General features: G+C 73.4%; 23 protein-coding genes, 1 tRNA gene and 1 pseudogene. 14 read left to right on the top strand and 11 right to left on the bottom strand.

The features are described 5' to 3' along the window. From AW16_RS18680 to AW16_RS0114280, 3 genes and pseudogenes are all read left to right on the top strand, one after another. A pseudogene (locus AW16_RS18680) lies at nt 1-653 on the top strand (hypothetical protein); the annotation flags it as partial. A gap of 225 nt (nt 654-878) precedes the next feature. Continuing rightward, complete coding sequence (locus AW16_RS0114275; RefSeq protein ID WP_051681973.1) at nt 879-3191, top strand: (Fe-S)-binding protein; 2313 nt, start codon at nt 879-881, stop codon at nt 3189-3191. Next, complete coding sequence (locus AW16_RS0114280; RefSeq protein ID WP_029291488.1) at nt 3188-3559, top strand: VOC family protein; 372 nt, start codon at nt 3188-3190, stop codon at nt 3557-3559. Before AW16_RS0114275 ends, AW16_RS0114280 begins: the two co-directional genes overlap by 4 nt. 388 nt (nt 3560-3947) lie before the next feature. Here the strand turns inward: AW16_RS0114280 and AW16_RS18840 are convergent, their stop codons facing one another. Further along, nucleotides 3948-4691: a MarR family winged helix-turn-helix transcriptional regulator gene (locus tag AW16_RS18840; protein ID WP_231496070.1), complete on the bottom strand. Its 744-nt coding sequence runs from the start codon at nt 4689-4691 to the stop codon at nt 3948-3950. Between the two features lie 112 nt (nt 4692-4803). On the opposite strand from AW16_RS18840, the gene AW16_RS0114290 reads away from it, so the two are divergent. Together AW16_RS0114290 and AW16_RS0114295 are read left to right on the top strand one after the other, a co-directional pair. After that, entirely contained in the window at nt 4804-6696 is a 1893-nt protein-coding gene (locus AW16_RS0114290) for an ABC transporter ATP-binding protein (RefSeq protein WP_029291492.1), read from the top strand. 78 nt (nt 6697-6774) lie between these two features. Further along, nucleotides 6775-6993 (top strand): hypothetical protein, encoded by a 219-nt coding sequence (locus AW16_RS0114295; RefSeq protein ID WP_029291494.1) that lies wholly within the window; start codon nt 6775-6777, stop codon nt 6991-6993. 49 nt (nt 6994-7042) lie between these two features. Here the strand turns inward: AW16_RS0114295 and AW16_RS0114300 are convergent, their stop codons facing one another. The 6 genes from AW16_RS0114300 to AW16_RS0114325 all read right to left on the bottom strand — a co-directional run bounded on the left by AW16_RS0114300 (nt 7043) and on the right by AW16_RS0114325 (nt 11913). After that, nucleotides 7043-7669, bottom strand: coding sequence for a hypothetical protein (locus AW16_RS0114300; protein ID WP_156044194.1), 627 nt, complete (start codon nt 7667-7669; stop codon nt 7043-7045). Further along, a complete protein-coding gene (locus tag AW16_RS0114305) occupies nt 7666-8193 on the bottom strand; it encodes a hypothetical protein (protein ID WP_231496071.1) in 528 nt (175 codons plus the stop codon). The genes AW16_RS0114300 and AW16_RS0114305 overlap by 4 nt, the downstream gene beginning before the upstream one ends. Nucleotides 8194-8284: 91 nt before the next feature. Beyond that, the gene (locus AW16_RS0114310; protein ID WP_029291498.1) at nt 8285-9415 is read right to left on the bottom strand and encodes a hypothetical protein; all 1131 of its coding nucleotides are present in this window, start codon (nt 9413-9415) and stop codon (nt 8285-8287) included. Continuing rightward, nucleotides 9412-9987 carry a dCTP deaminase gene (gene dcd, locus AW16_RS0114315; protein ID WP_029291500.1) on the bottom strand — a complete coding sequence of 192 codons (576 nt, stop codon included), beginning with the start codon at nt 9985-9987 and terminating at the stop codon, nt 9412-9414. Before dcd ends, AW16_RS0114310 begins: the two co-directional genes overlap by 4 nt. Before the next feature lie 19 nt (nt 9988-10006). Beyond that, nucleotides 10007-10699 carry a response regulator transcription factor gene (locus tag AW16_RS0114320; RefSeq protein WP_029291502.1) on the bottom strand — a complete coding sequence of 231 codons (693 nt, stop codon included), beginning with the start codon at nt 10697-10699 and terminating at the stop codon, nt 10007-10009. Beyond that, nucleotides 10696-11913, bottom strand: a complete 1218-nt coding sequence (locus AW16_RS0114325) for a sensor histidine kinase (RefSeq protein WP_034649365.1) — start codon at nt 11911-11913, stop codon at nt 10696-10698. Before AW16_RS0114325 ends, AW16_RS0114320 begins: the two co-directional genes overlap by 4 nt. A 174-nt stretch (nt 11914-12087) precedes the next feature. Between AW16_RS0114325 and AW16_RS0114330 the strand changes: the two genes are divergently transcribed. The 4 genes from AW16_RS0114330 to AW16_RS0114345 all read left to right on the top strand — a co-directional run bounded on the left by AW16_RS0114330 (nt 12088) and on the right by AW16_RS0114345 (nt 17067). Next, the gene (locus AW16_RS0114330) at nt 12088-12537 is read left to right on the top strand and encodes a DUF6069 family protein (RefSeq protein WP_051681975.1); all 450 of its coding nucleotides are present in this window, start codon (nt 12088-12090) and stop codon (nt 12535-12537) included. A 160-nt stretch (nt 12538-12697) separates the two neighbouring features. Further along, entirely contained in the window at nt 12698-15148 is a 2451-nt protein-coding gene (locus AW16_RS0114335) for a GH36-type glycosyl hydrolase domain-containing protein (protein WP_029291507.1), read from the top strand. Beyond that, nucleotides 15145-16122, top strand: coding sequence for an aldose epimerase (locus AW16_RS0114340; RefSeq protein ID WP_029291509.1), 978 nt, complete (start codon nt 15145-15147; stop codon nt 16120-16122). The genes AW16_RS0114335 and AW16_RS0114340 overlap by 4 nt, the downstream gene beginning before the upstream one ends. Nucleotides 16123-16239: 117 nt before the next feature. After that, the gene (locus AW16_RS0114345) at nt 16240-17067 is read left to right on the top strand and encodes an LppX_LprAFG lipoprotein (protein WP_029291510.1); all 828 of its coding nucleotides are present in this window, start codon (nt 16240-16242) and stop codon (nt 17065-17067) included. Nucleotides 17068-17124: 57 nt separating this feature from the next. On the opposite strand, the gene AW16_RS0114350 is transcribed toward AW16_RS0114345, so the two are convergent. After that, nucleotides 17125-17730, bottom strand: a complete 606-nt coding sequence (locus AW16_RS0114350) for a GNAT family N-acetyltransferase (protein WP_029291512.1) — start codon at nt 17728-17730, stop codon at nt 17125-17127. A gap of 119 nt (nt 17731-17849) precedes the next feature. Here AW16_RS0114350 and AW16_RS0114355 point away from each other — a divergent pair. Together AW16_RS0114355 and AW16_RS0114360 are read left to right on the top strand one after the other, a co-directional pair. Further along, a tRNA-Gly gene (locus AW16_RS0114355) sits at nt 17850-17920 on the top strand. An 85-nt stretch (nt 17921-18005) separates the two neighbouring features. Beyond that, nucleotides 18006-19169, top strand: a complete 1164-nt coding sequence (locus tag AW16_RS0114360) for an Ig-like domain repeat protein (RefSeq protein WP_029291513.1) — start codon at nt 18006-18008, stop codon at nt 19167-19169. Nucleotides 19170-19267: 98 nt separating this feature from the next. Here AW16_RS0114360 and AW16_RS0114365 read toward each other — a convergent pair whose 3' ends face one another. Both AW16_RS0114365 and AW16_RS0114375 read right to left on the bottom strand, forming a co-directional pair. Beyond that, complete coding sequence (locus AW16_RS0114365; RefSeq protein WP_197021633.1) at nt 19268-21082, bottom strand: ricin-type beta-trefoil lectin domain protein; 1815 nt, start codon at nt 21080-21082, stop codon at nt 19268-19270. Nucleotides 21083-21930: 848 nt separating this feature from the next. Then, nucleotides 21931-22494 carry a TetR/AcrR family transcriptional regulator gene (locus tag AW16_RS0114375; RefSeq protein ID WP_029291519.1) on the bottom strand — a complete coding sequence of 188 codons (564 nt, stop codon included), beginning with the start codon at nt 22492-22494 and terminating at the stop codon, nt 21931-21933. Between the two features lie 79 nt (nt 22495-22573). Between AW16_RS0114375 and AW16_RS0114380 the strand changes: the two genes are divergently transcribed. From AW16_RS0114380 to AW16_RS0114390, 3 genes are all read left to right on the top strand, one after another. Further along, a complete protein-coding gene (locus AW16_RS0114380; RefSeq protein ID WP_029291521.1) occupies nt 22574-23284 on the top strand; it encodes an MBL fold metallo-hydrolase in 711 nt (236 codons plus the stop codon). Between the two features lie 55 nt (nt 23285-23339). Continuing rightward, on the top strand, nt 23340-23609 hold the full coding sequence (locus tag AW16_RS0114385) for an acylphosphatase (protein WP_029291523.1): 270 nt from the start codon (nt 23340-23342) through the stop codon (nt 23607-23609). Nucleotides 23610-23836: 227 nt separating this feature from the next. Then, nucleotides 23837-24490: a DinB family protein gene (locus AW16_RS0114390; RefSeq protein ID WP_081861705.1), complete on the top strand. Its 654-nt coding sequence runs from the start codon at nt 23837-23839 to the stop codon at nt 24488-24490. A 4-nt stretch (nt 24491-24494) separates the two neighbouring features. Here AW16_RS0114390 and AW16_RS0114395 read toward each other — a convergent pair. After that, the coding region (locus AW16_RS0114395; protein ID WP_034649379.1) for a CPBP family intramembrane glutamic endopeptidase at nt 24495-25301 on the bottom strand (807 nt) is incomplete at its 5' end.

Consider the following 25301-nt stretch of genomic DNA (forward strand, 5'->3'; position numbering starts at 1 on the left):
CGCCCGGCGCTCCGGCCCCCGTCGCTCCCGCCCGGCCGCCGTTCGCCTTCACCGCGACCGCGCCGCCCGGCTACGAGGCCCTGCGGGGCGACGCACCCTCCCTGCGTGACGACCTCCTGGCGCTCGTCGCGCGCACCGACCTCTGGCCCGCGCTCGACGAACGCCGACGACGAGGCCTCGCCGCGACCGTGAGCGCGGTCGCGGACGCCACGCAGCTGACCGGTGCGGTGGCGGTCCTCGTCCGGTTCGCCGAGGCGCCGACCACGACCGGAGCGAGAGCAGGAGCGAGAGCAGGAGCGAGAGCAGGAGCGAGAGCAGGGGCTGGCGCGCCCGACGTCAGCACGCTGTCGCTGACGTGGCTGCGCACCGCGCCGGTGCTGGCCGACCTCGATCTCGCGCGGCTCGTCGTCCCGAGCCAAGAGCAGGTGCCCACCGGTCTCGGTCCCGGGGTCGTCGCCCGCCGGATCGAGGACGCGCCCGGCGGTCAGGAGCGCGTCACGCCGCAGGTCGCCGCGCCGCTGCCCGGGAGCACCTGGCTCGCGGTGCTCACCGGCTCCACGACCGACCTCGACCGCGCGCCGGCCATGGACGACGCGCTCCTTGCGTTCGCCGCGAGCCTGCGGGTCGACCGCCCGGCTCCCGCGCCGGGCTGAGGGGCAGCCCATCCGTCGGCGCCCGCGGATCGGCGCCGGGCACCGACGCGCCCGACGAGCTGTTCGTGCTCGTCATCCCGGTGACCTGCCGGCCGCCGTCGTCGACCATCTGCCGCGTCGGGCAGGACTCGTCGACGCGGTCGCCCGCGCCACGGTCGCGTCGACGCACGACCCGCGTGCGCCAGGTCCCGCACCGGTGTCGGACCGCGCCGCTAGCGTGGGCGCGTGGATCTGCTGCAGTGGGTGTGCCTCGCGCTCGTCGTCGTCGCGACCGTCGTCGGCGTCGCCGTTTTCTCGCGTGGCGCGGTCGAGATCGCGCGGACCGTGCGCGTCGGGCGGCCCGAGCACGGGCGCTGGCAGCCGATCGGGCCGCGGGTGGCAGCCGTGGTGCGCGAGGTGCTCGGGCACGGACGGTTCCAGCAGCGACCCGTGGTGCGCGTGGCGCACTGGGTCGTCATGGTGTCGTTCCCGCTGCTGTTCGTGACGCTCGTGACCGGGTACGGACAGGTCGTCGACCCGCGGTTCGCGCTGCCTCTCGTCGGGCACCTGTGGCCGCTCGAGTGGGCGATCGAGGCGTTCGCATGGCTCTCGCTCGTCGGCATCGTCGCGCTCGTCGCGATCCGTGTGCGCATGCGGCCCTCGCGGACCGGACGCTCGTCACGCTTCTTCGGGTCGAACCAGGCGCAGGCCGCGTACGTCGAGGCGACCGTCGCCGTCGTGGTGCTGGCCGTGATCCTGCTGCGGTCGCTCGAGCACCAGCTGCTGGGCGGCAGCACGCTGCACTTCCCGCTCACGGCATGGCTCGGCGGCTCGTGGTCCGGCGCGTCCGTCGCGACGCTCGAGCGAGCCGTCGTCGTGCTCGCGACCGTCAAGATCCTCGTGTCCATGTCGTGGTTCGTCGTCGTGGGCCTGCAGCCGACGATGGGCGTCGCGTGGCACCGGTTCCTCGCGGTCCTCACGATCTACGCGCGGCGGTACCCCGACGGACGCCCCTCGCTCGGCCCGCTGCAGCCGCTTGCCCTCGCCGACGGGACCCCCGTGGACCTGTCCGCGCTCGAGGACCTGCCCGACGACGCGCGGCTCGGGGTCGGCGCCGTCGAGGACTTCACGTGGAAGGGCCTGCTCGACTTCGCCACGTGCACCGAGTGCGGCCGGTGCCAGGACCAGTGCCCCGCTTGGGCGACCGGCAAGCCGCTGTCCCCCAAGCTGGTGACGCTCGCGCTGCGCGACCACGCCGCCGCGACCGCGCCCTACCTGCGCGGGGAGGTCGGCTCTTCCGGCGGCCTCCGGGACACGGGTGCCGACGTCGACGCGCACGCCGGCGTCGACCTGCTCGCGGCCGGTGTGATCGACCCGGACGCGCTCTGGGCGTGCACCACGTGCGGCGCATGCGTGCAGCAGTGCCCCGTGGACATCGAGCACGTGGACGCGATCGTCGACGTGCGGCGCTACCAGGTGCTGATGGAGTCGGCGTTCCCGAAGGAGCTCGGCGGAGCGTTCACCAAGATCGAGCGGCAGGGCAACCCGTGGGGGCTGCCCGCACGCGCGCGGCTCGACTGGGCCAAGGGGCTGGGCTTCGAGGTGCCCGTCGTCGGCTCCGACGTCGACTCCGCCGCCGACGTGGACTACCTGTTCTGGGTCGGGTGCGCGGGCGCCTACGAGGACCGCGCCAAGCGCACCACCCGCGCGGTCGCCGAGCTGCTGCACACCGCAGGTGTGAGCTTCGCGGTGCTCGGCGACGGCGAGACCTGCACCGGCGACCCGGCCCGCCGCGCCGGCAACGAGCTGCTCTTCCAGATGCTCGCGGCGCAGAACGTCGAGACGCTCGACGAGGTGGGCGCGCAGCGGATCGTCGTGACCTGCGCCCACTGCTTCAATACGATCTCGCGCGAGTACCCGCAGCTCGGCGGACGGTACGACGTGGTGCACCACACCGAGCTGCTCGCGGGCCTCGTCGCCGACGGCCGCCTGACGCTGCTGCCCGCCGACGACGAGCGCACCGTCACCTACCACGACCCCTGCTACCTCGGCCGTCACAACCAGGTCTACTCCCCGCCGCGCGAGCTGCTCGGCGCCATTCCCGGGATCCAGGTGGCCGAGATGCCGCGCAACCGGGAGGCGTCGTTCTGCTGCGGCGCGGGCGGTGCGCGGATGTGGATGGAGGAGTCGATCGGGACGCGCATCAGCACCACCCGGGCGAGCGAGGCCGTCGGGACCGGTGCCTCGGTCGTCGCGACAGCGTGCCCGTTCTGCACGGTGATGCTGAACGACGGGGTGGCGGCGGTCGGCGCGGCAGCCGGCGGCCCGGGCGCCCGCGACGGCGACGGGGGGGCGGTCGCGGTCGGTGTGGGCGGTGCCGGTGCGGGCAGTGCCGGTGCGGGCAGTGCCGGTGCGGGCGGTGCCGGTGCGGGCGCTGCCGGTGCCGGTGTCGTCGGGGTGCCCGAGGTCACGGACATCGCGCTGCTGCTCCTCGACCGGCTGGCGCCGAGCGGTGCGGGCGAGGCAACCGACCTCGGCGCGGAGCGGGACGGGTCGTGACGGCCCCGCTCGGTCGTGTCGACGAGATCGTCGTCGACTGCGCGGACCCGCTCGCGCTCGCGACGTTCTGGTCCACCGTGCTCGGCGGTGAACCCGCGCCGCGCGACCCGGACTGGTGCCGCCTCCAGGTCCCCGGATGGGGTCTGCTCGCGTTCCAGCGCGTGCCCGAGCCGAAGAGCACCAAGAACCGCCTGCACCTCGACGTCGCTGTCGACGACGTCGATGCCGCGGTCGAACGGGCGCTCACGCTCGGCGCAACCCCCGTCGGCGCACGTCACGACGACGTCGCGGGATCGTTCCACGTCCTCCTGGACCCCGAGGGCAACGAGTGGTGCGTCGTCGCCCCGGCAGGTCCCCCCACGCGCTGACGGCCGTCCACGTCAGGCCGCCCGCACCCGCCGAACCACCTCGGTGACTGCGGTCAGAAGGGGCGCGTGCGGTCGGTGAGTGCGCGGGTTTCCGCCGAGAGTCGCACTACAAACCCGCGCGCTCGACGAGAACCCGCGCACTCACCCACGACCCGGGGCCGCAGGCGGCTCGGGCAATGATCTCGGCCTACGGGCGGCACAGGCGGTGGGTGAGCACAGGTGGCGGGTGAGCACAGGTGGCGGGTGAGCACAGGTCGCGGGTGAGCACAGGTCGCGGGTGAGCACAGGTCGCGGAGGGCTCGGGTGGCACAGGCCACGGGTGGCACAGGTCGCGGAGCGCTCAGGTCGCGGAGGGCTCGGGTGGCGGGGGGCTCAGGTGGCGGGGGGCTCAGGCGCGTGCGACGCGGCGCAGGAGCGCGACGAGCTGCGCGCGCTCGCCCGCGTCGAGCCCGCTCAGGCGCGCCTCGGCGTCCTCGCGGCGACGCGCGTGCACGCGGTCGAGCAGCGCGCGACCCTCGTCGGTGAGCTCGATGAGCGTCGCGCGTCGGTCGGTCGGGTCGGGCAGCCGGCGCACGTGGCCGTCGGCCTCGGCCTGGTCGACCTTCGACGTGACCGACCTCGGCGCCATGTCCAGCCGCTCGGCGACGGTGCCGAGCCGCGGCGGCTCGTCGTAGCGCGCGAGGACCCGCAGGAAGTGGTGCTGGCCCGGTGTCGTCCCCAGGCTCTCGAGGTCGCGGCCGGCGTCGCGTCGGATCGACCGGAGCACGGAGTAGAGCAGGTCGAGGAACTCGGAGCTCGGCTCGTGCGTGACGTGGAGCGCTTCGGTCGCGGCCGCGGTGGGTGCGGGGGTGGGTGCGGACGCGCTGGGCACCTCGGCACCGGGTGCATCAGCGACGGGTGCGCCGGCGACGGGTGCGTCGGCGACGGGTGCATCAGCGACGGGTGCGCCGGCGACGGGTGCGTCGGCGACGGGTGCATCAGCGACGGGTGCGCCGGCGACGGGTGCGTCGGCGACGGGTGCGTCGGCGACGGGTGCGCCGGCGACGGGTGCATCAGCGACGCGTGCGGCGGTCGCAGGCGCGGTCGCGCGCGGCGCGCCGGGCGGCCTCGTCGTCGGGTCGTCGTGGTCCACGCCCCGGAGCCTACCGAGGCGCATATCACATTGTGAACATGACACATAGTGAGGTAACCTCAGCAATGCCCCTCGCCGGGCCACAAGATCTCGAACACCCCTGGAGGTGCCTATGCGCCCCGACGGTCGCTCTTCCTCGAACCTGCGCGGCTTCGCACGCGACGGGTCTGTCACCCAGCACCGCGTCCCCCGCGCGACCCTGCGTCGCATCCTCACGTTCGCGCGCCCGTACCGCGCCCAGCTCGCACTCTTCGTCGCACTCATCGCGGTCGAGGCGGCCCTCGGCGCGGCCACGCCGCTTCTCGTCAAGGACCTCATCGACCACGGCGTGAGCGCCGGCGACTCAGGCCTCGTCGTCCGCCTCTCGCTCGCCATCGCCGTGATCGCCCTCGCGGGCGCCGGCCTCTCGGTCGCCGACCGGTGGGTGTCCTCCCGCATCGGCGAGGGCCTCATCTTCGACCTGCGCACCGCGGTCTTCGACCACGTGCAGCGCATGCCGCTCGCCTTCTTCAGCCGCGCCCGCACGGGTGCGCTCGTCCAGCGCCTCAACGGCGACGTGCTGGGCGCGCAGCAGGCTTTCACGTCCACGCTGCAGAACGTCGTGAGCAACTCGCTGACCATCGCGTTCGTCCTCGCGGCGATGTTCTCCATGTCCTGGCAGCTCACCGCGATGTCGCTCGTGCTGCTGCCCGCGTTCGTCCTGCCCGCACGCTGGTTCGGCCAGCGGATCGCCGACGTGACCCGCGAGGGGTACGAGCGCAACGCCGACGCCGGCCAGATGATGAACGAGCGGTTCAACGTCGCGGGCGCGCACCTGGTCAAGGTGTTCGCCGACCCGCGCCGCGAGTCCGCCACCTACGCCGAGCTCGCGGGACAGGTCCGGGACATCGGGGTACGGCGCGCGCTGTACTCGACGTGGTTCCGCGTCGGGCTCACCACGCTCGCGTCGGTCGCCACCGCGATCATCTACGGCGCCGGAGGCGTGCTCGCGATCCGTGGGCAGCTGACGGTCGGTGTCGTCGTCGCGCTCGCCGCGTTCCTCGGCCGCCTCTACGGACCGCTCACCGCGATGTCGACCGTGCAGGTCGACGTCATGACCGCGCTCGTCAGCTTCGAGCGGGTGCTCGAGGTGCTCGACCTCGAGCCGAGCGTCGCGGACGCCCCGGACGCGCGCGACCTGCGCGACGAGGTCACCGCGCACGGCGCCAGCATCGAGCTCGACGACGTCGTGTTCCGCTACCCGGGGGCCGAGGAGGTCTCGCTCGCGTCGCTCGAGCAGGTCGCCACGCTGCGGCCGGAGGTTCCCGACGACACGCTGCGCGGCCTGTCGTTCAGCGTCCCGGCCGGGCACATGGTGGCCCTCGTCGGCGCGTCCGGCGCCGGCAAGACCACGATCTCCCAGCTCGCCACGCGCATGTACGACCCGACGCTCGGCACCGTGCGCATCGCGGGTGCCGACCTCCGCGACGTCACGCTCGAGTCGCTCCAGCACACGATCGGCGTGGTGAGCCAGGAGGCCCACATGTTCCACGACACGATCGCCGCGAACCTGCGCCTGGCCAAGCCGGACGCGACCGACGACGAGATCTGGACCGCGCTCGAGCAGGCGCACGTCGCCGCGCTCGTACGCACGCTGCCGGACGGCCTCGACACGGTCGTGGGCGACCGCGGCTACCGCCTGTCCGGTGGTGAGCGCCAACGGCTCGCGATCGCGCGGCTGCTGCTCAAGGCGCCCGACGTCATGGTGCTCGACGAGGCGACGGCCCACCTCGACTCCGCGTCGGAGGCAGCGGTCCAGGCTGCGCTCGACACCGCCCTCGTCGGACGGACGTCGCTGGTCATCGCGCACCGGCTCTCGACGGTCCGCAAGGCGGACGCGATCGTCGTCGTCGACCAGGGCCGCGTCGTCGAGCACGGGACGCACGACGAGCTCCTCGCGACGGGCGGCGCCTACGCGCGGCTCTACCGCAGCCAGTTCCGCGACGAGTCGCCCGCCGCCGCCTGACGACGGGCACGACCCGACCGACTCGCCGCGGCGCAGGAGTGCCGCCGCAGGTGCCGTCCCGCCCCTACGGTCACCTACATGGCGAACCAGTCCGCTCGCGGCATCCACGTCCTCGACAAGCCGTTCACGTGCCACGTCTGCGGCGGCGCGGCGTTCTTCCAGCGCGAGGTGAAGCTGCAGACCACGGGCATGACGTTCTTCGACCTCGACTGGCTCAACCGGTCCGCGGACGGCGCGGTCTGCGCGTCGTGCGGCTACGTGCACCTCTTCGCGGGGGACGCGCACGCCTGGCGCTGACGTCCCGGACGACGCCTGCGAGCGAGCGCCGACCCCGGCGGCGCGCCGGTCATTCGTCCGCCAGTGCGTCGAGGTCCTGCACGGTGTCGACCGCGACCGGGTTGTCGTCGCCGACGGTCTCCAGGTCGTCTCCGTCCGCCGTGTACATGGCCTGCACCGGGTGCAGCAGGTCGTACGGGACGCCGGGGCCGTGCGCCGCGAGCAGCAGCACGTAGTCGTCGGCGCCGCGCTCGAGCGTCGTCGTCTCCGCCTCGACGTAGCGCACGCCGTCGTACAGGCCGCCGAGCTGCGCCACCTCCACCACGTCGCCCACCTGCGCGTCGCCCTTGATCACCTGCTCGATGCGGACCCGCGAGACGGTCACGACCACGCCGGGCACCTCGTCGACGTCGGAGTCGTCGAGCCCCGCCTGGGGGTTGAGCCGTGGGTCCCCCGTGGTGGCGGCCTCCGGCCGGTCCTCGAGGACGTGTGAGCCGACGACGGTCCCGCGGACGATGAGGTCGGCCGCGTCGACGATCTCCTGCGGTGTCGAGTACGACGGGTAGTCGGCGTACGACGTCACGACGGGCGTCCCCTCGGGGCCCCCATCACCGCCGGAGCACCCCGCGAGCACGAGGCCCGCCACCGCGCCCCCGACGACGCCCGCGACCAGTCGCACCCGCCGACGAGCGCTCACGAGTACTTCTCCACTTCGCTCACGTCGTACGGCTGCGGCTTGTAGATCTTGACCGGGTCGCGGTCGTACTTCATGAGAGACGCCTTCGACGTGCTCGGGTTGTCCGCGAGCTTGAGCCCGTGCCCGAGCTCGTGCGTCGAGGTCGACAGGATCCACCGCGACAGGTTGGACCCCGCGCGGTCGCCGATGTACTGCGCGTTGATCTCGATGGTGAAGTGCCGCGACGAGCCGCTCCCGTACGGCGTGTAGCGGCCCGCCCACGAGTAGCTCCAGCGCCCCGCCGTGAACGTGCTGGCCGACGTCGTGGTGCGAGTGATCTTCGCGCCCGCGCCCGACGAGTTCCACGCGCCGCGCGCGTCGTCGAGGTAGTCCACCCACGTGTCGTTGATGTTGACCGGCCGCACGGTGAACGACGTGCTCGGCATCCCGCCGTCGTAGTACGTCGCCGACGCCGGCTGCTGCACCAGCGCGACCATCAGCCCCGCCGCGGCGGCGACCGCCACGACGCGTCGTCGAGACCTCATGCGCACGACCCCCCGCCCCCGGTCGCCCGAGACGGGCGACGTCCTGGTCCGGACCGTACACGGATCCACCCACACGAAGGGTGCGAACCGGTCAGAGATCCTCGGGCGCCACCAGGAAGTCGGACTCGTCCGCGATCTCCCCGCCCACCGCCGCGTGCACCGCGCGGGCGATCGAGTGCATCGTCCCGGCGGCCCGGCGCCGGGCCACCCGGTGCTCGAGCGTGGGCCGCTCGGCCTCGAGCTCGTCGACGACGACCGGCTCCCAGTGCAGCCGGTACGCGACGACCCCGCGCTGCGCCCACGCGACGGACTGCAGCAGCGGCGGCACGTCGTGCGGCTCCTCGACCTCGAGCGCGATCACGCCGTCGACGCCGAGCCCGACGAGCACCCCGAACGAGTGCACCTCGACGGGTGCGGCGAGCATCATCTCGTCGAACGCCGCGGCCTCCGCGAGCAGCCTGCGACGCTGCTCGGGGTCCTCGACGCCGTGCCGCTCGAGCGCCGCGCGCAGGCCGCTGCCCCCCGGCTCGGCCACGCCCGACGGCGCGTTCGTCGCCGCCTCGCGCCCCGCACCGGAGAGCGGCCCGTCCCACACCGCGCGGGGCACGGACAGGCGCGCGTGCGGTGCGACGCGCTGCACCACGGCGAGCGCGTCGGCGGGCTCGACCCAGCCGTCGGTGAAGACCGTGAGGTCGATCGCGCTCTCGACGTCCGGCGTCAGCACGGTGCCGCGCCCGCCGATCCGCACGGACCCGCCGAGCCGCCGGGCGACGTCGACGAGCCACTGCACGACCCGCTCCTCCTCCCGCACGGGCATGCCGTCCGGGAACGCGCGCTTGATCCCGTCGCGGTCACCGCCGGGGAACGGCTTGTCGCCTCGCTCGGTGAGCGTGCGGACGTCGTACACCTGCGTCGTCGCGACCGGGAGCCCGAGCGCGACGACGTCGTCACGCGTCACCGCGTAAGGCCCCGAGACGGTCGAGTGCCGCGACAGCCGCAGCACGGGGGCGGCCGGCACCTGCGCGACGCGGATGCCGAACGCCGCGGTCATCGGCCGCCGGGTCCGTGCGGGGGCGTCACCGCCCGTCGCCTCCCAGCGTGCGGCGGCGAACCGGCTCGCGGCGAGCGTCTCGACCTCGTCGGGCTCGATGCCGGGCGGGAGCGCCAGCAGGTGACGGCCCCGCAGCGCCGGGTCCGACGTGGGCAGCGGGGGGTGCGTCATACCTCGGTGCGGTGGAAGCCCTGCCAGGACCGCGAGGCGGTCGGGCCGCGCTGGCCCTGGTACCTCGAGCCGTAGGCCGACGAGCCGTAGGGGTTCTCGGTGGCCGACGAGAGCCGGAAGAAGCACATCTGACCGATCTTCATGCCCGGCCACAGCAGGATCGGCAGCGTCGCGACGTTCGACAGCTCGAGCGTCACGTGGCCCTGGAAGCCGGGGTCGATGAAGCCCGCGGTGGAGTGCGTGAGCAGCCCGAGCCGCCCGAGCGACGACTTGCCCTCGAGCCGCGCCGCGATGTCGTCGGGCAGAGTGACCTGCTCGTACGTGGAGCCGAGCACGAACTCGCCGGGGTGCAGCACGAAGGGCTCGTCGGACGCGACCTCGACCAGGCGCGTGAGGTCCGGCTGCTCGGCGGACGGGTCGATCACCGGGTACTTGTGGTTGTCGAACAGCCGGAAGTACCGGTCGAGGCGCACGTCGATGCTGGAGGGCTGGAGCATCGCGGGCTCGTACGGGTCGAGGGCCACGCGGCCCGACTCGATCTCGGCCCGGATGTCGCGGTCGGAGAGCAGCACGGGGCCACGGTACTGCCCCTCACGCGCCCTCGGCGCCGCCGGCCGCGTGCACGAGCAGGGCCAGGCGGGTGCGGTTGTCGAGGCCCAGCTTGAGCAGCGCGCTGGAGACGTGCGCCTTCACGGTCGCGGGCGCGAGGAACAGCTCGCGGCCCACCTCGTCGTTCGAGAGCCCGCGCGCGACCGCGAGCACGACGTCGCGCTCGCGGGGCGTCAGGGCCCCGAGCGCCTCGCGGGCGCGGGACCGGTCGGCAGCGGCGCGCGCGGTGTCGTCCATGAGCCGACGAGCGACGCTCGGTGCCAGCACCGGCTCGCCCACCGCCGCGGCCAGCACCGCGGCGGCCACCTGGTCAGGCGGAGCGTCCTTGAGGAGGTAGCCGCTCGCGCCGGCGTGCAGTGCGCCGGCGACCTCGTCGGCCGTGTCGAACGTCGTCAGCACGACGACGGCCGGCGGGTCCGGCCGCCGCCGCACCGCACGTGTCGCCGCGATTCCTCCGACGCCCGGCATCCGTAGGTCCATGAGGACGACGTCGGCGCGGTGCTCGTCGAGCGCGGCGGCGACCTGCGCACCGTCGGCCGCCTCGCCGACCACCGCGAGCGCGCCGCCGCGCGCACCGTCGAGCATGAGCCGCAGGCCCGCCCGCACCAGCGGGTCGTCGTCGACGACGAGCACGCGCACGGCAGCCACGGGACGGCCGTCCGTCGACCCCGTCATCGCGGCACCCGAGCGGTCAGGACGAACCCGTCCGCGCCGGGCCCGGCGTCGAGCGACCCGCCCAGCATCTCGACCCGCTCGCGCAACCCGACGAGCCCGACGCCGGCACCGGGCGACGCGGCACCGGTCGCACCCGGCCCACCCGCGACGCCGTCGACCCCGCCGACCCCGTCGGCACGACCGGCACGACCGGCACGACCGGCACCGCCGGCGCCCGGCGCGCACCCGACCTCGACCGTGACGTCCCGCCCGTCCGCCCGCACCAGCACCCGCACGTCGGCCCCAGCGGAGTGCCGGTGCGCGTTCGTCAGCCCCTCCTGCACCACGCGGTACACGGCGAGACCGACGGGCCCGTCGGGGAGGTCGGCGAGCCCTGGCGCATCGAGCTCGACGTCGACGCCGGCCTCGCGCCACGCGTCGACGACGGCCCCGACGAGCCCCGCGGGATCCAGCCCCGCGTCGTCGTCCTCGTCGCCCGAGCGCAGCAGCCCGACGACCGTGCGCAGGTCCTCGAGCGCACCGCTCGCCTGCGCGCGCACCACCCCGACCGCGCGCGCCACCTGCTCGGGCGCCGCGTCGGGCCGGTACTCGAGAGCGCCCGCGGTCGTCGCCAGCAGGGACAACCGGTGCGCGAGCGAGTCGTGCATCTCGCGCGCGATGCGGGTCCGCTCGGCGAGCCGGGCCTCCTCGACGCGCGCCCGCTGCTCCGCCTGGGCCTGCTGCGCGCGGTCGCGCCACAGGGCGACGGCGGTCGCGCGCGACCGGCTGTACGCGCCCCAGCCGACGAGCGCGGCGTGCACCGCGACGTCGCACAGCAGCCACCACCCGTAGGGGACGCCGGGGTCGCGCCACAGGCCCTGCACGCCATGCCCCAGCACGCTCGCGCCCCCGACGACGAGCGACGTGCGCGCCCGGAACCAGCGCGCGGCGACGAGCGTCCCGGCGGTCGCGGCGGGCGTCGCCGCGGGGCTGAGGGCGGCGAGCGCACCGAGCGCGAGGCCTGCTGCGACCGGGGCCCGTGTGACGAGGGCGAGCGCGACGAGGGCGAGCGCGCCGGCCAGCGCGTCGACGACGAGCGGCACCGAGGCCTCCCCGTGCGCACCGGGGGCCCAGGCGGCGAGCCCCGTCAGCAGCAGCAGGCCGAGCGCGACGGGCACCGCGACGACGCGCGGCACGGCCCGGGGCGGGCAGTCGAGGCTCTCGTAGGTGGTCATGGCGTCGAGCGTAGGAACGCGGGTCCGTCGCGGCGACCGACGAAAGGAGGGGGTGGCCCACGACGAACGGCGAGACGTGCACCGACCGACGGCCGTGGCCGCGCACCCCGCCCCCGCGGTGGGCTGGCGGTCGTCGGCATCCCGCCGGCTCACCGTCGTCGTCCGGAGGTCGTCATGTCCCGTCTCACGCAGCGCCCCGTGTGGTCCGTCGTCCTGCTCGCCGTCGCCGCCGCGCTCCTCGTGTGGCTGCTCGCCGTGCCGCTCGCGCACGTCGAGCTCGACGTGCAGGGATCGGCCGTCGGACCGGTCGCGGTCGCGGTGTCCGCCGCGCTCGCGGTGCTCCTCGCGTGGCCCGTGCGCACGCTGCTCGCCGGCCGCACGCGTGCGGTGCCCGCGTGGCGCGTGACCTGTGGGGTCGTCCTGCTCCTGTCGCTCGTCGCGCCGCTGGGCGCCGACGGCGCGGGCGCGCGTGCGGTGCTGGTCGCGATGCACGTCGTCGTGGGTGCCGTGGTGGTCGTCGGCCTGGAGCCTCGCCGAGCGGGCGAGGCGCGCGCGAGCGGCCGGGCGGTACGTCGGTCCGCACGTCGCTCCGGCGCCGCGAGCGCCCCGACCCGCGTGGGGTGACTACCGCGCGGCGCGGCGGCTATGCTCTCCCTCGTGGACCCCGTGGGAGCGATCCCACACCCACCCGAAGCGACGCCGTCCGGCGTGCTGCCCGGCACCGCAGCCGGACTGGCACGCACGGTCCGGTGCCGCACCTGACGAGAGCACGAAGGACGCACCGATGCGCTACGGGTACTTCGACGACGACGCACGCGAGTACGTCGTCACCACGCCCCACACCCCCTCGCCGTGGATCAACTACCTCGGCTCGGAGCGGTTCTTCTCGCTGGTCAGCCACCAGGCCGGCGGCTACTCGTTCTACCGCGACGCCAAGATGCGCCGCCTCACGCGCTACCGGTACAACAACGTCCCGGCCGACGCGGGCGGCCGCTACCTGTACGTGCACGACGAGGGCGACGTGTGGACGCCGTCGTGGATGCCGGTCAAGGCGGACCTGGACCACTTCGAGGCCCGCCACGGCCTGGGCTACTCGCGCATCGTCGGCGCCCGCGGCGGCCTCCGCGTCGACACCCTGTTCTTCGTGCCCGTCGGCGAGGACGCCGAGATCCAGCGCGTCGTCGTGACCAACGAGTCCGACACCCCCAAGACCGTCACGCTCTTCTCGTTCGTCGAGTTCTGCCTGTGGAACGCGCAGGACGACCAGACGAACTACCAGCGCAACCTGTCGATCGGCGAGGTCGAGGTCGAGCAGGACGGCCCGCACGGCTCCGCGATCTACCACCGCACCGAGTACCGCGAGCGCCGCGACCACTACGCGGTGTTCGGCGTGAACACGCGCGCGGACGGCTTCGACACCGACCGCGACACGTTCGTCGGCGCGTACAACGGCCTGGGCGAGGCTGCCGTGCCGCGCGCGGGTGTCTCGGCGGACTCGGTCGCATCGGGCTGGTACCCGATCGGCTCGCACTCGGTGCGGCTCACGCTCGCGCCTGGCGAGTCCCGCGACCTCGTCTACACGCTGGGCTACGTGGAGAACCCGGACGACGAGAAGTGGGCCGACGACGCGCACCAGCTGGTCAACCGCCGCCGCGCGCACGACCTTCTCGGCCGGTTCGCCACCGCGGAGCAGGCCGACGCGGCGTTCGTCGCGCTGCAGGAGCACTGGACCCGGCTGCTGTCCACGTACTCGGTGCGCTCGGGCGACGAGAAGCTCGACCGCATGGTCAACGTGTGGAACCAGTACCAGTGCATGGTCACGTTCAACATGTCGCGCTCGGCCTCCTACTTCGAGACCGGGATCGGCCGCGGGATGGGCTTCCGCGACTCCAACCAGGACCTGCTGGGCTTCGTGCACCTCATCCCCGAGCGCGCGCGCGAGCGGATCATCGACATCGCGTCGACCCAGTTCCCCGACGGCTCGGCGTACCACCAGTACCAGCCGCTGACGAAGCGCGGGAACAACGACATCGGATCGGGCTTCAACGACGACCCGCTGTGGCTGATCGCGGGCGTCGCGGCGTACGTCAAGGAGACCGGTGACGTCGGCATCCTCGACGAGCCCGTCCCGTTCGACAACGAGCCGGGCTCCGAGGTGCCGCTGTTCGAGCACCTGACCCGCTCGTTCGACTTCACGGTCGAGCACCGCGGACCGCACGGGCTGCCGCTCATCGGCCGCGCCGACTGGAACGACTGCCTCAACCTCAACTGCTTCTCCACCACGCCGGGCGAGTCGTTCCAGACGACCGAGAACCAGGCCGGTGGCGTCGCGGAGTCGGTGTTCATCGCCGCGCAGTTCGTGCTCTACGGCGAGCAGTACGCCGAGCTGGCCGACCGGCGTGGGCTGCCCGACGTCGCGAGCGGGGCGCGCAAGTACGTCGACGAGGTGCGCGAGGCGATCCTCGAGCACGCGTGGGACGGCGCGTGGTTCCTGCGCGCGTACGACTACTACGGCACGCCCGTCGGCACCGACGCGGACCCCGAGGGCAAGATCTGGATCGAGCCGCAGGGCTTCGCGGTGATGGCGGGCGTCGGCGTCGAGTCCGGCGAGGCGACGACCGCGCTCGACTCGGTGGGCGAGCTGCTTGCGACCGACCACGGCATGGTCCTGCAGTACCCCGCGTACACCACGTACCAGGTGCAGCTCGGCGAGGTCTCCACGTACCCGCCGGGGTACAAGGAGAACGGCGGGATCTTCTGCCACAACAACCCGTGGGTGATCATCGGCGAGACCGTGCTCGGCCGCGGTGACCTGGCGTTCGACTACTACCGCCGCATCACGCCCGCGTACCGCGAGGACATCTCCGACGTGCACAGGCAGGAGCCGTACGTGTACGCGCAGATGATCGCGGGCAAGGAGGCCGTGCGGCACGGCGAGGCCAAGAACTCGTGGCTCACGGGCACGGCGGCGTGGAACTTCGTCGCGGTGTCGCAGCACCTGCTGGGCGTGCGGCCCGACTACGACGGGCTCGTCGTCGACCCGTGCATCGGGCCGGATGTGCCGTCGTTCACCGTGACGCGCGTGGCGCGCGGCGCGACGTACGAGATCTCGGTGACCAACTCGGGCACACGCGGGGCCCGCGGGGCGCTCGTCGTCGACGGCGAGGCCATCGAGGGCAACCTGGTCCCCTACGCGCCTGCGGGCTCGACCGTGCGCGTCGAGGTGACGCTCTGAGCACGACGGTCGCGCCCGCGGGCACGTCCGCCGGACCGCTCACGCTCGAGAACGAGCGGTGGTCGGTGGACGTGCTGCCGGGCACCGGGGCCTCGCTCGGGGCGGGGCGTGTGCGGACCGACGACGGGACGTGGCGCGACCTGCTGCGCCCCACCGCGGCCGCCGCGCTCGGCAACCCCGAGCGGTGCGCGAGCTTCCCGATGGTGCCGTGGTCCAACCGCATCGAGCACGGCCGGCTGCCGTTCCGCGGCCAGGAGTGGCAGCTGCAGCGCAACGGCGCCGACGGCACCGCGATCCACGGCGCCGTGCGGCACGGGGCGTGGACGGTCGCCGCGCTCTCGTCGGACCGTGTGGACCTGGACCTCACGACGATGGACCAGGTGGGCACCAACTTCCCGTGGCACTTCCGCGCGCGATTGACGTATGCGCTGGTGGGGCCGTCGCTCGTCGTGACGACGACCCTGCACAACATCGACGCCGAGCCGTTCCCGGCCGGCTTCGGGCACCATCCGTACCTCTCGCGCGCGCTGCTGCCCGCGGGATCGCACGCGACGGCCGTCGGCGAGCCGTCCCTGCACGTGCCCGCCACCGCGGGGTACGCGCTGACCGGTGGGATCGCGCACGGCGCCGCTGGTTCTGTCCCAGCGCGGGCGGACTACCGGACGGCGCGGCAGGTGGGCCCGTCGTTCGTCGACGACGTGCTCACGGGCTTCTCGTCGGGCACCCGCGCGCGCGTCTCCTACCCGGCGGCCGACGGCCACGGCCCGGTGCGCGTGGACGTCGCGGCGGACGACGAGTACGGCCACCTCGTGCTCTACGTGCCGCGCGGGCGCTCGTACTTCGCGGTCGAGCCGGTCACGCACGTCAACGGCGGGTTCGCGCTGCACGACGCGGGCTTGGGCGGGACCGGGGTCGTCGTGCTGGCTCCCGGCGAGCGCCTCACGGCGTCGTTCACGATCACGGTCGACGGGTAGTTCATCCACAGCCGTTTCCCAGGTCGTCGGTGGTCCGTGGCAACATGTCCGGGTCGGGGGCCGCGCCGCGCCCCCGGAACCAGCTCCCGCGCGGCGCCCTCGAGGGGGATCTCCACCATGCACGCACGTCGTCCTGTCGTCCTCGCCGCCTCGGCGCTCGTGGCGGCCCTTGCCCTCGCCGGTTGTTCGAGCTCGTCCGACGATGCGTCGTCGAAGCCCTCCGGGGGCGCCACGTCGACCGCGGCCGCCCCGTCGGACGCCGCGACGAAGCCCGCCGACACCTCGGCCACCGAGCTCACGGCGGACAACTTCATCGAGACCGTCGCGGCGTCGATGTCGAAGGACGCGAGCTATCACACGACGATGAAGACGACCGCGAACGGCACCGAGGCGATGAGCGCCGACGGCGACGCCTCGGTCTCCGGCGGCAACACCTCGATGGCGATGAAGATGACGACGCAGGGCGTCGACATGGAGGTGCGCGTCGTCGACGGCATCTGGTACATGAACCTGGGCGAGCTCAGCCAGGACAAGTTCATCAAGGTCGACCCGAACGATGCGGCCGACGAGATGGGCTCGAGCTTCGCCGGCCTCACCGACCAGCTCGACCCCGCCGCCACCGTCTCGGCCATGAAGGACGCCGTGACGAGCGTGAAGAAGAGCGGCGAGCCCGTCGAGCTCGACGGCGTGCAGGCCCAGCCGTACGAGGTCGTCGTCGACCCGAGCAAGATCGGCGGCGCGTTCGGTGAGCAGATCAAGAAGGCCGGTGCGTCGCTGCCGGACTCGTTCACCTACACGTACTGGGTCGGCTCCGACGGCAAGCCGCGCAAGATGGTCATGGACCAGGCGGGCGCGAAGACCGAGATGACGATGACCGACTGGGGCAAGAAGGTCGTCGTGAAGGCGCCCTCGAAGGCCGAGATCATCGAGATGCCCACGTCCTGACGCGCTGCTCCGCGACGGCCCGTCCCCACCGGGGGCGGGCCGTCGTCGTCCCCCGCCTCAGAGCGCGAGCGTGAGCGTGCGGCCCCAGTCGTGCCGCTCGTGCAGCTCGAAGCCGAGCTTGCCGTAGAACGTGATCGCCCCCGCGTTGCGGTCGTCGACACCCAGGTGCAGGCCGGTGACCCCGCGCGCCCGTAGGGCATCGGCCAGCGTGTGCACCAGCCGCGTCCCCCATCCCTGCCCCTGCAGGCGTGGGTCGAGGTCGATGTGCATGTGCGCGGGGAACCGCTCGTGCACCTCGCGCGTCGGGCCGCCCGGCCAGTCGTGGATCCGCTCGACCAGCACGTGGTCCTGGGTGCCGTCGTGCGGGTCCGGCCGCCGCGGGTGCTGCGCGCGCAGCACAGGGAACCAGCTCTCCTCGAGCCACGCCTCGAACGCGATCGTGTCGGCCGTCGCGACGATGTAGCCGACGACCCCGTCGTCGTCCGCGACCACGAACGTGAGCGTCGGGTCGGCGACCGGGTACGGGCCCGCATACAGGTGCGCCAGCAGGTCGGGGTCGCGGTACAGCGCCGTCGCGTCGCCGCCGGCCTCGCCCGTGCGCAGGCACAGGCGGTAGATGCCGGGCAGGTCGGACGGGTGGAACGGGCGGATGATCGGCGCCATGGGTCGATCCCATCACGAGATCGCTCCCACGGGGGCCGCGTCCGGGGTGCGGGCGATGTTCCGGCCCGGGCGGCGGGAGCAGGTAGGATCGTCGGCGCAGCGCTCCTCGGGGTGCTCGCGCGGGTGTAGTTCAATGGTAGAACTTCAGCTTCCCAAGCTGATGGCGCGGGTTCGATTCCCGTCACCCGCTCCCGGATCCATCTCGTGCGCACCCGTTCGGGTGACGGCCTCCGTGCGCGCCCCCGCGGCGTTCGCCCGATCGCTACGGTCCCCCCATGCGAACCTCCGTCCAGGCGCTGCGCGCCGTCGTCGTGGTGACCGCCGCGGCGCTCGTCGGCATCGGGCTGGCCGAGCCCGCCAGCGCAGAGCCCACGTACGTCCTCGTCGGCCACATCGCGCGCGACGCGGGCGTCACGTCGCCCGCGACCGTGTGCTGGGGCCTGCCCGACGAGCCGAACGGCGAGGGCTGCGTGGGGTTCGACATCGGCGACGACTACGAGCTGCCCGCGCTGCCCGCGGGCCGGTACCGCGTGATGGCGTGGACCGACGACGGCAGCGCGCTGGACGCGCGGACTCTCGTGACCGCCGGCCCGACGAGCACGACGGTGCCGACCCTTCGCCTCGGCGTGGGCGACCCGATCACCGGCACGCTGCTCGACTGGTACGGCCGTCCGGCTGTCGGCCGCACGATGTCGAGCTCGGCCGAGCGGCCCGGCGGAGGGTCCGAGTGGCAGTACGCGACGACCGACGCGCACGGCCACTTCTCGCTCGCCGCACGGCCCGGCCTGCGCTACCAGGTGGGCACCTCGACCACGACGATCGACCCGGACGTGCCCGCAGGCGCGCGCCTCACGTACCGCGAGACGCGCATGGTCCCCACGACCGTCCGCGCGACCGCGGCGCGCGGCACCTACGGCACCGTGACGCGGGTCGCCGCCAAGGTCACCGCTGACGTGCACGGCGGTCCCACCGTGCACGGGTACGTGTCGGCCTACGACGGCAAGCGTCGTGTGGGCAGCGGCGCCGTCGGGTCCGGCGGACGCGCAACCGTCCGGGTCTCGGGCGCGCTCACGCCCGGCAGCCATCGTCTGCGCCTCGAGTACGGCGGCGACGCCAACGGGGAGCCGTCCAGCACGCACGTCGTCGTCCGCATCGCGAAGGCGGAGCCCACCGCGAAGGTGACCGCCTCCGCGGTGCGCCGCGGTGCGCGCGCGCACGTCGTCGTCACGCTCGACGCGCCGACGGCGGTGCGCGGCGACGTCGCGGTGTACGTCGGCGGCCACCGCGTCGGGACGGGCCACCTGCACGCGAGCGACGGGGTCTCACGCTCGTCGGTCGTCACGTCGCGGCTCACGCGCACCGGGAAGGTCACGGTGCAGTACCTCGGCAGCGCGACGATGCGGGCGACGACCTACACCACGCGATACCAGGTTCGCTGAGACCGCATTTCGACGGGGCGCGGCGGCCGGCCGCTGCCCGCGCACCCGAGGATCGGGCGGGACGTCGGCCGCCCGCCCGATCCTCGAAGTCCCGGCGGTCAGCTCTTCAGGGCCCAGAGCTGGTTCGCGCCGCCGAAGCAGTCCCAGATCTGCAGCGGCGTCCCGTCGGCCGACGAGTTGTCGACGGCGTCCAGGCAGCGGCCCGAGCTCGCGACGACGAGCTTGCCGCCGGTGGACGTCCATCTCTGGTTGGGACCGGCATGGCAGTCCCAGACCTGGACGCGGGTGCCGTTCGCCGTGCCGACATCGACCACGTCGAGGCACTTGCCCTGGACCCGCAGCGTGCCGTCGGCGGACGCCGTCCAGCGCTGGGCGGCGGAGCCGTTGCAGGGCCGGAGCTCGACCCGGGTCCCGTTGGCCGACGACCCGCCGACCGTCGTCACGCACTTGCCGCCGATGCCGACCAGCGAGCCGGCCGGGGTGGCCGGTGGGGTGGTCGTCGGCGGGGGTGTCGTCGTCCCGCCGGCACCCCACGTGAACGTCACCGACGTCTGCGCCGGCAGCGTGTAGGTGAACGTGCCGCCGTTCCAGTTGACGGTGACCTGCTGGCTGGTGCCGGAGTCGTTGTAGCCGACGAGCGCGTGGCTGCCGTCCGGGTTGACGAACGCGACGTTCGGGACGGCACCGTTGGCGGTCGAGTCGACGCGCACGGCGCCGGGCCTCACGAACTTCGTCAGGTGGCCCATCGTGTAGTACTCGATCGTCGGGTCGGCCTGGCCGTCGTGCACGGTGAGAAGGCCGGTGCACGTGTCGCAGCCGCCGTTGTGCGGCCCGTGGTTCCGGTCCACGGCGATGCTCCACTTGGTGAACGACTTCGCCCAGTTGCGGGTGTAGTTGACGATGTCCAGCATGTCGTTCTGCTGCTGGTTGCCCACCCAGGTGCCGCCCGAGATCTCGGTGCCGTAGGCGTCGACGTTCGGGTACTGGTCGTGCACCTGCGTGATCTTGTCCAGGCTGCCGCCGTAGTTGTGCCAGCCGATGCCGCCGAACAACGAGTCGTTGCGGATCGCGGCATCGTTCACCGTCTGCGCGGACGTGCCGTCGTAGTCCGACGGGTTCCAGTCGTGCACGAGCACCTTGGTGCTCAGTCCGGCGGCGTGCAGCTTGGGCAGCAGCTCGGAGCCGACGAAGTAGTCCAGCCCGTTGGCGTCCCAGCCCATGGACGGCATGTCGCCGCGGTTGACGCCGGGCTCGTTCTGCGGGGTCACGAAGCCGACCTTGATCCCTTGGGCGGCCATCTGCTGGATGTACTTCACGAAGTACGTGGCGTAGGTCCCGTAGTACTTGGCCTGCAGGTGGCCGCCGTGCATGGAGCCGTTGTCCTTCATCCACCCCGGCGCGCTCCAGGGCGACCCGACGACCGTGATCCCCGGGTTGATCGACAGCGCCTGCTTGGTGAGTGGTACGACGTCCGCCAGGTCGTGGCTCAGGGTGAAGTTGGCCAGGCTCGGGTCGGCGGTCTCGCTGTAGGAGTAGTCCCCGCGCGCCAGGTCCGAGGAGCCGATCGTGTTGCGCAGGAGGCTCATCCCGATCCCGCTGCTCGTGCTGAACAGCTTCTGCATGGCCGCGTCCTTGGCGGACGCGGACAGCTGCTCGTCGATCAGCCACGCAGCGGTGTCGGTGAAGGACGCGCCTGCGCCGGTGAACGTCTGGAACCTGGTGCCGTCGTTGACGGTGATCGTCTGGCCCGAGCTCCCGGTCCCCGAGCCGAACGTCACCGAGCCCTGCTGCTGCAGGCCTCGGGTGACCGTGCGTCCACCAGCGTCGCTCGTGGTGGTCAGCCAGACGTTCACGGTCTCGCCGGCCGCCTGCGCAGGCGTCGCGACCAGGGCCGCGCCCGCCGCTGCTGCCACGCAGGCGGTCGCCGTCGACCACGCCGCGAGCCGTCGGGCCGTGGCCGGTCGTGTGCGAGTTGTTCGCATGTTCCCTCCATCGGTTCTCGGGGCGTCGTTGCCCTCGAGTCGTCGCCGGGCGGCACCGCCGTCCGGCCGTGGACGCGGACGTGTCGGTCGGGCTTCGCCCCGATCGACGCGTCTGGACCTCAGCGGTGCACGCCGGCGTCGGGGCAGGTCCGCCGGACGCCGGGGGCGGCGTTCGTCGAGCACGCCGGGAGCGTCCGTCGTGTCGCCGGTCCTCGCGGGCGGAAAAGGCCCGTCATGGCATGGAACGGAATGTAACAATTCCGCGAAGCGCGCATGGCGGACCATGCTGACGCGGAGGATTGTCCGTTGTCAACGAATTGTCACACCGCTATTTCTTGAACGACCGATGTAACAGGGATGGACGCCGTGCGCGAGCCGCGTCGTCCGATCCCCCTCCCCGGGGGTACCGGGACGTCGTGCGGCCCGGTGCCCAGACGCTGGTTCGTGAGATGGCGCACCGCTGCCTGAGGTCCACGGGGACGATCGTGTCGGTGCTGTCGCTCGCGCTGCTCGACAAGCCGATCTGGCGCGGCGATCTCACCAGCGGCGCGTTGCACGACCGGCTCGTCGAGAACATCCCCTCGGGGCCGATCCCGGCGTCGCTCCGCGTGGCGCAGGGGGCGGCCGACTCGGCTCCCCCGCGATGGCCGACGCGATGGCGTGGACCGCGGCGCGGTTCGCGGGCGCGGCCCCGATGAGCACGTGCCCGCACCGGACCGGATGATGGCCCGCGGACAGTCGAGGGCGTCACCCGGCCCGGTCCGGGCTGCCTCGCCGAGCTACCGGGCGGCGAGGGCGTCGGCGAGCAGTGCGATCCCGTAGTCGAACGCGGGGCCGACCTCGCCGCCGAGCCGGAACGCGCCGGACAGCTCCATCGCGAGGAAGCCGGTGGCCCAGGCCGTCACGGTGCGCGCGGCGGCGAGGGCGTCGGCGCTGCCCACCACCGCCGAGGTCGCGCGCAGCACCGGTGCGCTCGACGTGACCAGCAGCTCGTGCGCGGGGCGCGACGCCGCGGGGAGCGGCCCCAGCGCGACGGCATAGCAGGCGGGATGTGCGAGCGCGAAGGTGCGCAGCGCCTGCGCGATCGCGACGAGTGCCGCGCGCGGCTCGTCGGCCCCACGCTCGGCGGCCTCGAGCTCCAGGGTGAGATCCGTGAGCGTCGACTCGACGACGAGCCCGACGAGGGCGTCGCGGCTCGCGACGCGCTTGTAGAGCGACGGCGCACGTACGCCGACCCGCTGGGCCACGGCCTGCATGGTCAGCCCCTCGCTTCCGTGCTCCTCGACGATCGCGCGGGCCGCCGCGACGACCGCGGGGAGGGTGGTGCGCTCCGGCGTCGGCATCTCGTCTCCTCATGGCTATTGACGTTAGCCATATTGGCTACATACCTTAGCCATCAGACCACATCGAGAGGCGGGGACCATGGAGATCGCACCGGGCGTGCACCGCATCGGCAACGACATCGTCGCGTGCTATCTCGTCGTCACCGAGCACGGGGTCACCGTCGTCGACGCCGGCCTGCCGGGCCACCGCAAGGAGCTCGAGGCCGAGCTCGCGGCGCTCGGGCGGTCCCTCGACGACGTGCGCGGGATCGTGCTCACGCACGGCGACTCCGACCACATCGGCTTCGCAGAGGCGCTGCGCCGCGAGAAGGGCGTGCCGGTCTTCGTCGGCCGCGGCGACGCCGCGCGTGCCCGCGGCGAGGAGAAGACCTCGCCCGCATGGGGAGGCTGGCGTATCGGCGCGACGATCGGGTTCCTCGCCTACGCCGTGCGCAAGGGCGGCGGCCGCACGCGCTACCTCACCGAGGTGGTGGAGGTCGACGACGGCGACGTGCTCGACCTGCCGGGGTCGCCGCGCGTGATCGGGCTGCCGGGCCACTCGCCGGGCAGCATCGCGGTGCACTTCCCGGCGGTCGACGCCGTGTTCGTCGGGGACGGGCTCACCACACGGCACGTGCTGACCGGCGCCATCGGCCCGGCACCGGCGCCGTTCACCGACGACACGGCGCAGGCGCTGAGCTCGCTCGACCGCCTCGCCGGGCTCGGCGCGCGCTGGGTGCTGCCCGGGCACGGGACGCCCTGGGACGGCGGCACCGCCGAGGCCGTGCGGCGGGTGCGCGAGGCGGCCTGACGATCGCGACGCGCTCCGATCGCGGGCACGGTGCGCCGGACCGAGACTGGGCGGCATGGGCTGTCGACGGGTGGTGGTACGGGGCGAGGTGCAGGGGGTCGGGTTCCGGTACGCCGCCCGGCGCGAGGCCGCACGGCTCGGCGTCTCGGGCTGGGTACGGAACCGGGACGACGGCGCGGTCGAGGCAGTGCTCGAGGGCGACGACGAGGCCGTGCGGTCCCTCGTCGGATGGTTTCGCACCGGGCCGGCCGGCGCCGCGGTCACCTCCCTCGAGGACACCGCCGCGCAGCCCTCCGGGGTGGAGGGTTTCGACATCCGCGCCTGAGCCGCGAGATCCCGGTCAGCGCCTCGAGCGCGCGGGTCGCCCGTGAGAGTCGCACCACCAACCCGCGCGCTCACGGGGAACCCGCGCGCTCGGCGGGGGCACGAACGAGTGCCGCGCGGCGCCGGGGCAGTGCAGCGGTGGAGGGCTCGCGACGGGCGCGTGTCGGTGGGCGGTGGGAGAGTCCTCGGCGATCGGGTCGCACGACCGACGCAGCACGAGGAGGCGCCATGGACAGCTCCAGCCCGGACGGGACGACGACGTCCGACCACACGACCGTGCTCGACGAACGCGAGGTGCTGCTGCGCTATCTCAACGCGGCGCGAGAGGCTCTCGTGTGGAAGGTCGAGGGGCTCGACGAGCGCGCCGCGCGCTGGCCCATGACGCCCACGGGCACCAACCTGCTCGGGCTGGTGAAGCACGCCGCGGGCGTCGAGATGGGGTACTTCGGTCCGACGTTCGGCCGCGAGTGGACCGGCACCCCGATGCCGTGGGCCGACGACGACGCCGCGCCGAACGTCGACATGTGGGCGACCGAGGACGAGAGCATCGAGGGTCTGGTCGGCGTCTACCGCGAGGTGTGGGCCTGGACCGACGACTTCCTCACGACCGCCCCACTCGACACCCGCGGCCACGTCGCGTGGTGGCCCGACGACCGCGCGACCGTGACGCTCCGCCAGGTCATCACCCACCTCACCTACGACCTGTCGCGGCACGCCGGTCACGCCGACATCGTGCGCGAGCTCACCGACGGCGCCGCGGGGCTGAGCGCCGCCTGGTCGAACCTGCCGGACCAGCCGGCCGACGAGTGGACGACCTACGTAGAGCGGCTCCGGACCATCGCTAACAGCTTCACGGCGGCACCACCGTCCGACGAGCAGTGACGGCTCAGCGCAGCACCGCGACGAGCACGGCGACGACGATCACGACGCTCTGCGTGGAGTGGACGGCGATGCCCATCCACGCGCTGCGGAACCGGCGCGTCGGGTAGGCGAGGAACACGGCGTCGCTGAGTGCCGACGGGATGATCCACGGCGTGTGCAGGTGGTACGCGGCGAACAGCACGCCGTTCACCAGCCAGTCTGCGCGCCCGAACCGCACCTGCATGCGCGGCAGCAGGTAGCCGCGGAACAACAGCTCCTCGCCCAGAACGGTGTTGAAGACCGCGAGCACGACGACGACCGCGAACCAGCCCCACGCGCCCGAGAAGAAGTCGGCGCCGGCCGACGATTCGAGGAACAGACCCAGGTCCCGCGGCGACGACCCGGGGATCGACGGCACGAGCGTCCACGCACCGAACCCCAGCACGAAGGGAACCAGCCACCACCACACCGCCCCGCCGCGCCGAGGTCGCCCGGCCGCTGCGTCCGACGGTCGGCTCGGCGGCACGAGCCACAGCGACTCCCGCACCGCTCGCCAGGACCGGCCGCCGCGAGGCAGCTCGCGTCGCACGAGGATCGCGACCAGCAGCCCCTGCCACACCAGCCCGGCCGTGAGGCACACGAGCAGCGCGCGGGCCAGCGGCTGCGGCCCGTCGAGCCGGTCCGCGACCGCCGGGGCGACGACCCAGGACAGCAGCCCCATCGGCACGGCCGCCGCCGCCCACACGGCCAGCACCCGCCAGCCGGACAGCTGCGGCGGTGCACCGGCGACCGCGCCACTCGTCGGCCGTCCGGACCCGCGACCCCTCGTCGC

This window comes from Cellulomonas sp. HZM (genome assembly GCF_000708885.1).
Classification (GTDB): Bacteria; Actinomycetota; Actinomycetes; order Actinomycetales; family Cellulomonadaceae; genus Cellulomonas.

Coding starts and splice junctions, on each gene's coding strand:
- AW16_RS0114290 (WP_029291492.1), top strand. CDS start 4,804: ATGCGCCCCGACGGTCGCTCTTCCTCGAACCTGCGCGGCTTCGCACGC.
- AW16_RS0114295 (WP_029291494.1), top strand. CDS start 6,775: ATGGCGAACCAGTCCGCTCGCGGCATCCACGTCCTCGACAAGCCGTTC.
- AW16_RS0114305 (WP_231496071.1), bottom strand. CDS start 8,193: ATGAGGTCTCGACGACGCGTCGTGGCGGTCGCCGCCGCGGCGGGGCTG.
- AW16_RS0114310 (WP_029291498.1), bottom strand. CDS start 9,415: ATGACGCACCCCCCGCTGCCCACGTCGGACCCGGCGCTGCGGGGCCGT.
- AW16_RS0114320 (WP_029291502.1), bottom strand. CDS start 10,699: ATGACGGGGTCGACGGACGGCCGTCCCGTGGCTGCCGTGCGCGTGCTC.
- AW16_RS0114325 (WP_034649365.1), bottom strand. CDS start 11,913: ATGACCACCTACGAGAGCCTCGACTGCCCGCCCCGGGCCGTGCCGCGC.
- AW16_RS0114330 (WP_051681975.1), top strand. CDS start 12,088: ATGTCCCGTCTCACGCAGCGCCCCGTGTGGTCCGTCGTCCTGCTCGCC.
- AW16_RS0114335 (WP_029291507.1), top strand. CDS start 12,698: ATGCGCTACGGGTACTTCGACGACGACGCACGCGAGTACGTCGTCACC.
- AW16_RS0114345 (WP_029291510.1), top strand. CDS start 16,240: ATGCACGCACGTCGTCCTGTCGTCCTCGCCGCCTCGGCGCTCGTGGCG.
- AW16_RS0114350 (WP_029291512.1), bottom strand. CDS start 17,730: ATGGCGCCGATCATCCGCCCGTTCCACCCGTCCGACCTGCCCGGCATC.
- AW16_RS0114360 (WP_029291513.1), top strand. CDS start 18,006: ATGCGAACCTCCGTCCAGGCGCTGCGCGCCGTCGTCGTGGTGACCGCC.
- AW16_RS0114375 (WP_029291519.1), bottom strand. CDS start 22,494: ATGCCGACGCCGGAGCGCACCACCCTCCCCGCGGTCGTCGCGGCGGCC.
- AW16_RS0114380 (WP_029291521.1), top strand. CDS start 22,574: ATGGAGATCGCACCGGGCGTGCACCGCATCGGCAACGACATCGTCGCG.
- AW16_RS0114385 (WP_029291523.1), top strand. CDS start 23,340: ATGGGCTGTCGACGGGTGGTGGTACGGGGCGAGGTGCAGGGGGTCGGG.
- AW16_RS0114390 (WP_081861705.1), top strand. CDS start 23,837: ATGGACAGCTCCAGCCCGGACGGGACGACGACGTCCGACCACACGACC.